Origin of the sequence: Primorskyibacter sp. S187A (genome assembly GCF_049800955.1) — a bacterium.
GTDB lineage: Bacteria > Pseudomonadota > Alphaproteobacteria > Rhodobacterales > Rhodobacteraceae > JAKVBH01.
This window is the reverse complement of the sequence record NZ_JBNAGA010000008.1, coordinates 26,343-36,234: the sequence shown is the minus strand read 5'-3', so window position 1 is coordinate 36,234 and position 9,892 is coordinate 26,343. Positions and strand designations below refer to the sequence as shown.

Annotated in this window: 8 protein-coding genes; 2 read left to right on the top strand and 6 right to left on the bottom strand. The window is 55.6% G+C overall.

The genetic code is table 11. The annotated features are described in order from the left end of the window. Positions 1 to 78: 78 nt before the first annotated feature. Complete coding sequence (locus tag ACP15S_RS21060) at positions 79 to 1,074, bottom strand: ParB/RepB/Spo0J family partition protein (RefSeq protein WP_425041622.1); 996 nt, start codon at positions 1,072 to 1,074, stop codon at positions 79 to 81. After that, positions 1,071 to 2,273, bottom strand: coding sequence for an AAA family ATPase (locus ACP15S_RS21055; RefSeq protein WP_425041621.1), 1,203 nt, complete (start codon positions 2,271 to 2,273; stop codon positions 1,071 to 1,073). The genes ACP15S_RS21060 and ACP15S_RS21055 overlap by 4 nt, the downstream gene beginning before the upstream one ends. A 683-nt stretch (positions 2,274 to 2,956) precedes the next feature. Here ACP15S_RS21055 and ACP15S_RS21050 point away from each other — a divergent pair. After that, positions 2,957 to 3,886: a replication initiation protein gene (locus ACP15S_RS21050; protein ID WP_425041620.1), complete on the top strand. Its 930-nt coding sequence runs from the start codon at positions 2,957 to 2,959 to the stop codon at positions 3,884 to 3,886. Between the two features lie 28 nt (positions 3,887 to 3,914). Here ACP15S_RS21050 and ACP15S_RS21045 read toward each other — a convergent pair whose 3' ends face one another. Next, the gene (locus ACP15S_RS21045; RefSeq protein WP_425041619.1) at positions 3,915 to 4,730 is read right to left on the bottom strand and encodes an FAD:protein FMN transferase; all 816 of its coding nucleotides are present in this window, start codon (positions 4,728 to 4,730) and stop codon (positions 3,915 to 3,917) included. Between the two features lie 140 nt (positions 4,731 to 4,870). Continuing rightward, positions 4,871 to 5,254, bottom strand: a complete 384-nt coding sequence (locus ACP15S_RS21040; protein ID WP_425041627.1) for a rhodanese-like domain-containing protein — start codon at positions 5,252 to 5,254, stop codon at positions 4,871 to 4,873. Positions 5,255 to 5,411: 157 nt separating this feature from the next. On the opposite strand from ACP15S_RS21040, the gene ACP15S_RS21035 reads away from it, so the two are divergent. Further along, complete coding sequence (locus tag ACP15S_RS21035) at positions 5,412 to 6,155, top strand: SDR family NAD(P)-dependent oxidoreductase (RefSeq protein ID WP_425041618.1); 744 nt, start codon at positions 5,412 to 5,414, stop codon at positions 6,153 to 6,155. Here ACP15S_RS21035 and ACP15S_RS21030 read toward each other — a convergent pair. Both ACP15S_RS21030 and ACP15S_RS21025 read right to left on the bottom strand, forming a co-directional pair. Further along, positions 6,139 to 6,843, bottom strand: coding sequence for a GntR family transcriptional regulator (locus ACP15S_RS21030; protein WP_425041617.1), 705 nt, complete (start codon positions 6,841 to 6,843; stop codon positions 6,139 to 6,141). The genes ACP15S_RS21035 and ACP15S_RS21030 overlap by 17 nt on opposite strands. Positions 6,844 to 6,856: 13 nt before the next feature. After that, positions 6,857 to 9,754, bottom strand: a complete 2,898-nt coding sequence (locus ACP15S_RS21025; protein WP_425041616.1) for an FAD-binding and (Fe-S)-binding domain-containing protein — start codon at positions 9,752 to 9,754, stop codon at positions 6,857 to 6,859. Positions 9,755 to 9,892 lie beyond the last annotated feature (138 nt).

Below are 9,892 nucleotides of genomic sequence, written 5' to 3'. Positions count from 1 at the left end.
GCCGATGATGCGGCACGATTAACACGAATTGCCCATGGGCAACTGAGATGAAAATTGCCCATGGGCAATTTTCTCCACTTACCTGTTGGCCAGATAGGCCTCAAACGCAGACAACAGAGCGGCATTGCTGATGGTTTCATCAAACTCGACGAGCGTCTTGCGCCCTTTCTTTCTGACCGAGATTGTCGCGCCCTCGCCGCCTCCGGCGAACTCCTGCGCAACGGCCTTGTTCTCCGCTGATTTGGGTTCTGTCAAAGCCGCTTTGAACGCTTTCATCACCGCAGGCGCATCCAAAGGCGCGCTTTGTTGCGCGCGTTTTTTGGATTGCAGCGCGCTCAAGCGTTCCGCCTCGGCCAAAACCTTTTTTGACAAAGTTGAGTCCGCCAACCAAGCTTTGAAGTCTCTCGCATGCCGCTCGCGAATGTCGCGCTTGGATCCAAATGCTGCGACAACAGCCTCCGGCAACTTGGCCAAGGCAAGGTAGCGCGAAAGCCAGGGTTGGCTGACCTCAAGACGCTCAGCCATCGCCTTTTGCTTGCCGCCGTAATAGCGCGCAATCGCGTCTGCATAGTCGATGGCCCGCTCGTAGTCCGAGATGTCCTCACGATCACGGTTCTCGATATCCGCAAGGCGGAACGCTTCCTCATCTGTCAGCTCGCGTACTTCCACGAGATACTTGAACTGCGTGTAATTATTCGCGCGCAACCAAGAGACAGCAAAGTGCCTGCGCGCGCCACAAATCACTTCATAAGTGTAGCCATACGCATCCGGCAGAGCCCGCACAATTGCCGGGAATTCCTGCCGTCCCTGTGAGCGAATGCCATCGATCAGATCCCGACAGTTTTCTTCATTAAGAAGATCGTAATCCCGGTTGTGACGTTCCCACATCCGGCACTCGGAAGGGTCCACCCAATTGAGAACTTTTTCTTCCCGAGAGCCGGCCAGACGCTCGGCAATCGCTGTAGATCTGTTGAGAAAACGCGCCCCGCCCCGATCACTTGGCGCGGCTGGTTTTGCTGGATCATCCAGACCCGACAGGACATCGTCAAAAATCGCTGAGTGTTTTTTCGTCATATCAAACCCTCTTTCTGCAACGCGCGTCTGTGGCTAGGCCAGGTCTTGCGGATGAGTATCTCGGCCTCGCGGCCAACAGCATCCAGATAGGCGCGGCACCGCCGGTGGGTTTCCGTGCGCGCGGATGCGCCTGTCAGCTCGTAGACCGTCGAAAGATTGGCAGTGGCGTTGTCGATTTCCGCGCTGTCTTTGAGCACAGCTTGCATCATCTCTGTCGGAAAGACTGCGTCCATCATCCGTTTGATGGCGACCTGGGCCGACTTTTGATCATTCATCTTCGTCGCGAGGATTTTGACAAACGCGTAGTCACGCGCGCCGCCTGCGACGGACAGTTGATCCAGAGTAGCCGACAGCATCTTCAGGAAATGCGCCGTTGAGCCGAAATCAATGTTATTTGGTGGCGCTGGAATCAAGAGCGCATTCGCGGCTCTCAACACCGATAGAGACAACATGCCGAGGGCAGGGGGCGGATCAAGCAGAATGACGTCGAACTGATCCTTGATCGTCTCTATTCCATCACGAAGCCGGTCCAGAACAAAGGTTTGTTCTCGTGCCATGCGCGCTGCAAACTCATATTCCGCATCGTAGAGACCGAGGTTCGCCGGGATCAGGGCAATGCCAGGCCAATACGTTGCGCGCAATGCGTAGTGCAGGCTGGTTGGTCCGCCGTGACGAAAAAAGGGATAAAGCGTATCCTCTGTTTCATCGACATCCACATCAGGGTTCAGGCCGAAGATGGATGTTGTAGACGCCTGACTATCACAATCGATGACGCAGACGCGATATCCCTTGAGTGCCAGATATTGAGAGAGGTGCGTGACGACAGTGGACTTGCCGACGCCACCCTTGAAGTTTTGGACTGCGAGAACCAATGCGGGATCATCTGCTGCGCGGTGGGGCAGGGTGCCGAACACTTCGCGCATTCTATTGACCTCTGCGAGGCTGTACCCTGTCCTGCGTCCTGTGTCCGGGTTTGTGCTGGCAGGAGGCAAACGCCCGTCTGCCTCAGCATCCCGAATGAGCTTGTCAGATCGTTTGACCATCTCTGCTGCTTTTTTGACGTTAAAGCGCAGCTCTAATTGCTTATGGGTTCCCGGAGCGTAGACCCGTTCGCGCAACCGTTCGATGACTGTTGACGCACGGGTTGCCAAGCGGTCGATGGCTTCAAGATCGATGGGAGGCAGTATGGGATCTGTCATGTCGTGCCTGTAAGGTTTTCGGAATCATGATCCTTCTATGAGTCTACTGCAAGTATGATATTTTTTGTGACGCCGGAAAAATATCGGAAATTCGATGTCTTTTTTTCAGCGCATGAAACTTTGGCGCTAGCTCCGCTTAAACAGGTGGTTTGATGAAGGAGCACCCAATAAGTAGTTTTAGAGAGTCGCCTGCCACAAGTACTGCCCTACAAACCAATCCAAATACAAAAAACCAATATTAGACTTCTAGATGTTCTATTTTCTTTGTTCATCGCCGCTAGCTATCTGAATTTAAATGCACTTTACCAAAGTACTGCTACGTTTAGGGATGGGTTAGCTTACATTCCGGGATCGATTTTCTTACGTATCGGGCCGTCAAAACTTACGTACTGGGTTGCTCATTTGGGGAGTCTTTTAGGTCTGCTGCGGCATCCCAAAAAACCCTTTAACTCAAGTGTTTTAGTGATTCGCTGGGCGGCAGAACGCATCTCCGTGAGGTTTGTCTAAGCTTACAAATTGGGTGTTTATACTTGGCTGGACGACAGATTGCGCGCATGTTATCTTACACGATAACGAAAACATAAGTAAGCCAAGCGCGTAGGCAGAGCATGCCCCCACAGCCACCATATCGCACAATCGATGCTCGGCCAAACGCCGAGAGTCTCGTGAAGCCTGGCGAGCTGGTGGATCTTGTGGAGGTGACGCCACTGACGCTGGCGGATCGCCGGATCTATAACCAGCTGCTTGAAAACGCGTGGGATGCCATCGAGAAGCCTGTCTCCCACGTTATTCACAAAAGTGAGTTGCGCGGGTCACACAATTCTAACGATCGTGTTGGGGACAGTATCGAGCGCCTCATGTCCGCGATTGTACGCGTACAGGTCATGAAAGATGGTGAACCTGCGGTTGAACGTGTTCAGCTGCTTGGTGGCAACGTCGAAGCAGAGCGTAGAGACGGTCTCTTTGAATACGAAATCCCCGCGCGCCTGCGAAAAATCATCAAAAACTCTACAGTCTTCGCGCGGTTGCAGCGGGAAGTCATGTTTGCGCTGAGCTCCAAATATGCGCTGACCTTGTATGAGATGGTGCAAAAGCGGGGCAACCTGAAGTGGCGGTCCAATGAACGTTTTTCGCTCGAAGAACTCAGGGGTATTCTCGGTGTTCCCAAGGGCAAGTTGACATCGTGGTCTAACCTGAAGCTGCGCGCGATCGAGCCTGCGGTCACTGAAGTGAACGCGCTGAGTGACTACATCGTGGAAATTGCGCCAATAAAGACCGGGCGCAGGGTGACCCATGTTGAACTGAGATGGTGGCGGAAGGACAGCGAGAAGAGCAATGCGGCCGCGCGCGAACTGCAGTTCTCGAAAGTAGGCCGCAAGGCCCGCATGGATGAGCAGGGCCCAGATGACCCCCGTCCCGTGATGTATCAAACCAAGGGGCCCGCGCTTTTGCCGCAAACCTATGAGACAGCGCGCCTGAGGTTTCCAGGCTATGACATTTATTACATCGAAAACGAATGGCGCAGCTGGGCGTCTGGAAAGGAGCCGGCAAAGGATCCTGACCAGGCCTATCTTGCATTTTTCAAGACGTTTGCAGCGCGCAATCCACTTTAAGTTCGTCACTAATACTGCGTGAAACAGACTAAACTGGAAGGCGGAAGATCTCTTTGGCGCCGGGGAACTGGGCGAGCATATCGTTGGTTTGCTCCACCGAGAGAAGGCAGGCGGCGGTAGACAGCGCATCGGCGACGGCCGCTTCGTCATGTTGAATGGTGACGGTTGTACAAGTTGGGCGCGTAACGTCATTGCGCGGGTCAATGACATGTGCGGATCCATCGATGCGCCGGGTCGCCCAGGGAGACGAAGTCGCCAGCGCGGCATTTTTGAGCCGGACAGTCTCGTGTATTTGGCCCTGTGGGTCGCTAATGCCCAATCGCCAGGGCCCTCCGCTGGGGCGATTACCCAAAGCCCGTGTTTCACCCGCCGAAACAAGAATATCGCGAAACCCTGCTCGTTCCAAAAGCACGGTTATACGATCAGTAACGAACCCCTGCGCGATACCGTTGAGCGTCAGCGCTATTCCGGCGCGTTTGATCGTGATGCCTTGCGAGTCTAGCGCCACGTTTTGAAATCCCATGTTGGCGTCGGATACCCGCTGCGCGGGCGAAGGCCAGATTGTTTGAATGCTTGGATCAAAGACACCAAAAGATGCGGACCATACGTCACGGGACAGACACAAGACGTCGAGCAGCTCTCTCGAAGGCTGGGACAAATGACCTGTCTTGTTCAGCCGCGAAAGCTCTGATTGTGCGGAATAGAGACTGAAAATGCCCTCGAGCCTTGTGATCTCGCGCTCTACCGTTGAGAGGATCGCCGCGGCCTCGGTTGGGGATATGCCGGTGAGTGTGATGCTGGCTTGCGCTCCAAGAGCGATACCGTCCCAGCGCGCGGCGGCCAAACATGGTCCAGGCGCGCTCATCAAGGAAGCTGCGGCACTTATTTGCAAAAAGCGACGACGTGAAAGGGCAGGGGGCGTCATACTGAACAGGCTAGGCTGGATTGATCATCAAAACCATTACGACCATTGGGCAGAGGCCTCTACGATCCAATCTGCTCCACAGGGCCACCTTGCGCTTCCCAAGTTGAAAAGCCTTCGCGCAGGTGGGCTGCGGCAAAGCCCATGTCTTGCAAAGTGGCCACTGTCAAAGCCGAGCGCCAACCAGAGGCACAGTGAAAGACAAACCGTTTTTCGCCTTGTGCAAAGACGTCCTTGAAGTAGGGGCTTTCTGGATCGACCCAGAACTCGATCATGCCGCGAGGCGCATGGACGGAGCCGGGAATGGCGCCCGTGCGCTGACGCTCGCGGATGTCTCGAATGTCGACGATAACGAGGTCAGGATTGTCGAGCTGGGCGATCAAATCAGTTGTTTCAACCTCCTCAATGCGCGCGCGCGCCGCTGCCACCATCTGCGCGGATGTCATCTTGAGTTGTGCCAAAACGGGCTCTCCTTCGTCTTGATGTCGGGGAAAGCTCGCATGCGAAAATGCCAGATGCAAATGCGGGGTCATCTAAAAGGGGTTGCCGCGCGTCGATGGGCAGGCTTGAGTGGTTTAAAGGTTTACGGGGAAGGATGAGCCAATGCCGGAGAATGGAATCGCATTGATCAGTGGCGCCGCGCAAGGGATCGGTGCGGCCTGCGCCAAAGCGTTGGCAGAGGATGGCTACAAGGTCATTTTGGCTGATGTGAAGCCAGCCGTTGTTGAGACGGCCCAAGCGTTGGGGGGGGCAGGGTATCAATGCGATTTCTCTGACGCGAGCGCTATACTCTCCCTTTTTGAGACAATTGAGCGTGAGCACGGTCCGGTTCAGGCCCTCGTGAACAACGCGGGCGTGGCGATGCCCGGCGATTTCCTGAGCTACGATCTTGAGACGTTTGACAAGGTAATGGCGGTGAATTTGCGCGGGGTCTTCATCGCGACCCAGCGCGCGGCGCAAACGCTGGTTGCCAGAGAATTGCCAGGTGCGATTGTGAATATGTCGTCGATCAATGCGCAACTTGCGATACCAACGATCCCGGCCTATTGCGCGTCCAAAGGGGGGGTCATGCAGATAACGAAAGTTGCTGCGCTGGCCTTGGCGCGCAAAGGTGTTCGTGTGAATGCAGTTGGCCCGGGCTCTATCGATACCGAGATGATGGCAGGTGTGAATTCCAACCCGGACGCCATGAAGACAGCCATGGCGCGCACGCCACTTGGCCGCGCCGGAACAGCCACTGAAATCGCCAATGTCGTTGCGTTTCTATGTTCTGACAAGGCCAGCTACATCACGGGGGAAACCATTTATGTCGATGGCGGACGGCTCGGGCTCAATTACACAATGTAGCGGGTGACGTCTCGGAGCTGTTTTCCTGTAGATAGCGGATGACGGACACGCGCTTTTGATCCATGTGTTTGGAGAGGATCGCCGCAAGCTTTGGCCCATCGCGCGCTTCGATGAATTGCAGGATCTGTTCATGTTCCTGCACCGCGTCGTACCAACGTCCCTCAGTCATGTTGGCCAGGTAGCGGGCCCTTTGCATCCGGAGCGACAATGCGCGAGATGACGTGGTCAGCGTTTGGTTGCGTGCGGCTTCGAGGATCGCGAGGTGAATCTTCTGGTTGATGCTGAAATAGGCGTCGAGATCGCGGTTCTCATAGCTTTCGAGCATCTGTTGGTGGAGTGTCCGGATATTGGCGATTTCTTCATCGGTTATATGCCGACAGGCAAGCTTGCCGGACAGCGCTTCCAAGGCGCCCAAAACAGGGAAGACTTCCTCAACCTCTTCTTCGGTCACCTGCGTGACCCATGCGCCCCGGTTGGGTTCCAGTCGCACAAGACCGTAAGAGGCCAAGACCTTGAGCGCCTCCCGCAATGGCGTCCGAGAGACTCCAAACTGATCGCAGAGGAGCTTTTCAGGCACCTTGCTACCGGGGGCGAGCTCGGAATTGATGATCAGGGTCTGCAACCGCTCGACCAGTTCATGGTGCAAGGATTGCCGCGCAATCGTATTGGCTTGAAGTGCTTGTGACATGGCTAGGATCACCTCACTTTGATAGGGCCATTTCCAGTAGGCGGGCAACATGGATCGGTTTACGCCCGGTTGTATCAGCGACCTGGTGGCGGCAAGAGGTTCCGTCGGCCACGATCAATGTCTCTACATCAGCATTCCGCACTGCCGGTGCAAGATCAAGTTCGGCCATTTTGCGGGAGATGTCGTGAGTCTCTGAGCCATAGCCAAATGCGCCAGCCATCCCGCAGCAGCTCGTTTCGACGGTTTCGATCTCTGTATCCGGAAGCATTGCGAGGGTGGTCTCGATGCTCGACATGACCCCCATGGCTTTCTGGTGGCAATGGCCATGCAATAGCACCTTTGGGGCCGGGGAACTCAAAGGCAGGGTGAAGTCTGGATTGTCCGCCTGATCGGCGATGTATTCTTCCAGCATACGCGCATGCTCTGCCAGGATTTGGGTATCTTCGCCGGGTAGCAGCGCCGGGATTTCATCGCGTAATGTCAGCAAACAGCTTGGTTCGAGCCCGATGATCGGAATGCCCTCCCGGGCATAGGGCAACAAGGCCGCGACCAGGCGTTCTGCTTCCTGCTTTGCTTCGTCGATCAAACCAACAGACAGAAACGTACGCCCGCAGCACAGCGGCCGTTCTCCTTTGGGCGCTCTTGCAACGTCAAAGGGTACCTCGGCCGCGTTCAAGATGCTGCTGGCGGCGCGGAGATTTTCCGGCTCAAAATACCGGTTGAAGCTATCAGCGAAGAGTACGGCCTGTGGTTTTTCGGCAGGCGTTACCTCATCGTCTCTAAAGCGGCGCGCGGCCCATGTAGGCAGATCGCGGGACGCCGTGAATTTCGTAAGACCTTCCGTGAGTTTTGCAAGGCCGGGCATTCTATTGCGTAAGTTGGCAAGCCAGGGCAGTCGGCTCACGAACGGAGCATAGCGCGGCAGATAGGCCACCAGCCGATCATGAAAGGAAAGCCCATGCTTGCGGATGCGCGCCGCCTGAACCTCGATTTTCATCCGTGCCATGTCCACGCCTGTGGGGCATTCGCGTTTGCAGCCCTTGCATGAAACACAGAGTTTCATCGTCTCCGCCATGGCATCAGAACTCATGGCATCGGGGCCCAGCTGGCCGGAGATTGCCAGCCTCAGAGTATTGGCGCGCCCGCGTGTGAGATCCTGTTCCTTCCGCGTGACGCGAAAAGACGGGCACATGACGCCACCTTTGAGTTTTCTGCAGGCGCCATTGTTGTTGCACATCTCAACGGCGCCTTGGAATCCGCCGCCGTTGCCGGGCCAACCGCTCCAGTCCAGCGCTGTCTTGAAATCTTCGACACTGTATTCCGCACTGTATCGAAAGAGGCTGCGGTCATCCATCTTGGGCGGATCAACGATTTTGCCTGGATTGAACAGTCCTTCCGGGTCAAACCGTTGTTTCACCTCTGCAAAATTGGCGACCATACGCGGGCCGAACATCTTTTCATGGAATTCAGAGCGCACGATCCCATCGCCATGCTCGCCGGAGTGCGAACCTTTGTATTGCGCCACGAGATCGAAGCACTCTTCTGCTATGGCGCGCATTTTCTGGACGTCTTGATCCAGTTTCAGGTTCAGGACAGGCCGGACATGCAAGCAGCCGACGGAGGCATGGGCATACCACGTGCCGCGTGTGCCGTGTTTTTCAAAAATCTCGGTCAAGCCCGCCGTATAGGCTGCCAGATCAGGGAGCTCGACCGCGCAATCCTCTACGAATGAGACAGGTTTGCCTTCGGCCTTCATGGACATCATGATGTTGAGCCCGGAGCTGCGCAGATCTGCGATCCGCGCTTGTCTGGCAGGCTCGGGCACTTTCGTAACGCCGCCCCAATTGGATCCTTTGCCCTTCCACGAAAAGCCCAGATCGCCCATCATCTCTTCAAGCTGAGCTAGCTTGGCCCCATGTGTGCTTGTGTCTTCTTCGGCAAACTCAACAAGCAAGAGCGCATCGGGTTTTCCTGTAACGACATCTTCGATCGTTTTGCGGAACATCTGGATATCCCGCGCGAGCGCAATCATGGTGGCGTCCACGAGCTCAACGCCTTGCGGTTTCAGTTTGACCAGGTGTTGCGCGGCATCCATCGCGTGGTGGAAGGTCGGGAAATGGCAGATGCCCAGAACCTTCTCGGACAGTAGCGGCCAAAGCTTCAGCTCAATGGCGGTAGAGTAGGCGAGGGTGCCTTCAGACCCCACGAGGAGATGGGCCAGATTGTTGGGCGCTTGGCCGGGGGTGAGCGCGTCGATGTTATAGCCGCCAACGCGCCGCATCACCTTCGGGAAACGTGCGTCAATCTCGGCCGCCTCGCGCGCGCCGAGCGCCAAAAGGTCGTTTGTCAGGGCCGTAAGTTCTGCGTTGGACGTGTCTTGAACGGGGCCAAAATGATGTTGAGAACCATCGGCAAGGATCGCGTCAATGGACAGGACATTGTCCCGCATCATGCCATAGCGCAGTGATTTACCTCCGCAGGAATTGTTCCCGGTCATCCCCCCGATGGTCGCGCGCGACGCGGTCGAGACATCCACCGGGAACCAGAGGCCATGCGGTTTCAAGGCTCGGTTGAGTTCGTCCAGGACGATACCAGGCCGCACAACGCAGCGTTTTTTTTCGACATCCAGTTCCAAAATATCATTGAAATACTGGGTGTTATCAAGGACGAGCGCGTTGTTGACCGTTTGACCACATTGCGATGTGCCGCCACCTCTGGCGAGCAAGGGAACACCTGTGCCGCGCGCAGCATCGAGTGCGGCATGGATGTCGCTTTCCGATTTGGGCGAGACAATGCCTTGCGGCATCATTTGGTAGAGCGATGCGTCCGTCGCGTAGCGCCCGCGCGAGAAGGTGTCGAACATGACATCGCCCTCAACGCGTTTCTTCAGAATCTCAGACAAGTGCGTCATCGTTCAGTCCGTCTCTTTGGAAGGGGCTACAATTTAAGATTGACTTAATTATGAATTCAAAATTACGTTGCAGCAACCCAAAAGCGATCCAGCCACTTTGGCTTGACGGACTAAAATGAATTCATTCGGAGGCAAGAC

What these genes read in the sequence shown, in the direction of transcription:
- ACP15S_RS21060 (WP_425041622.1), bottom strand. Translation starts at nt 1,074, where the DNA reads ATGACGAAAAAACACTCAGCGATTTTTGACGATGTCCTGTCGGGTCTG.
- ACP15S_RS21055 (WP_425041621.1), bottom strand. Translation starts at nt 2,273, where the DNA reads ATGACAGATCCCATACTGCCTCCCATCGATCTTGAAGCCATCGACCGC.
- ACP15S_RS21040 (WP_425041627.1), bottom strand. Translation starts at nt 5,254, where the DNA reads ATGACATCCGCGCAGATGGTGGCAGCGGCGCGCGCGCGCATTGAGGAG.
- ACP15S_RS21035 (WP_425041618.1), top strand. Translation starts at nt 5,412, where the DNA reads ATGCCGGAGAATGGAATCGCATTGATCAGTGGCGCCGCGCAAGGGATC.
- ACP15S_RS21030 (WP_425041617.1), bottom strand. Translation starts at nt 6,843, where the DNA reads ATGTCACAAGCACTTCAAGCCAATACGATTGCGCGGCAATCCTTGCAC.
- ACP15S_RS21025 (WP_425041616.1), bottom strand. Translation starts at nt 9,754, where the DNA reads ATGACGCACTTGTCTGAGATTCTGAAGAAACGCGTTGAGGGCGATGTC.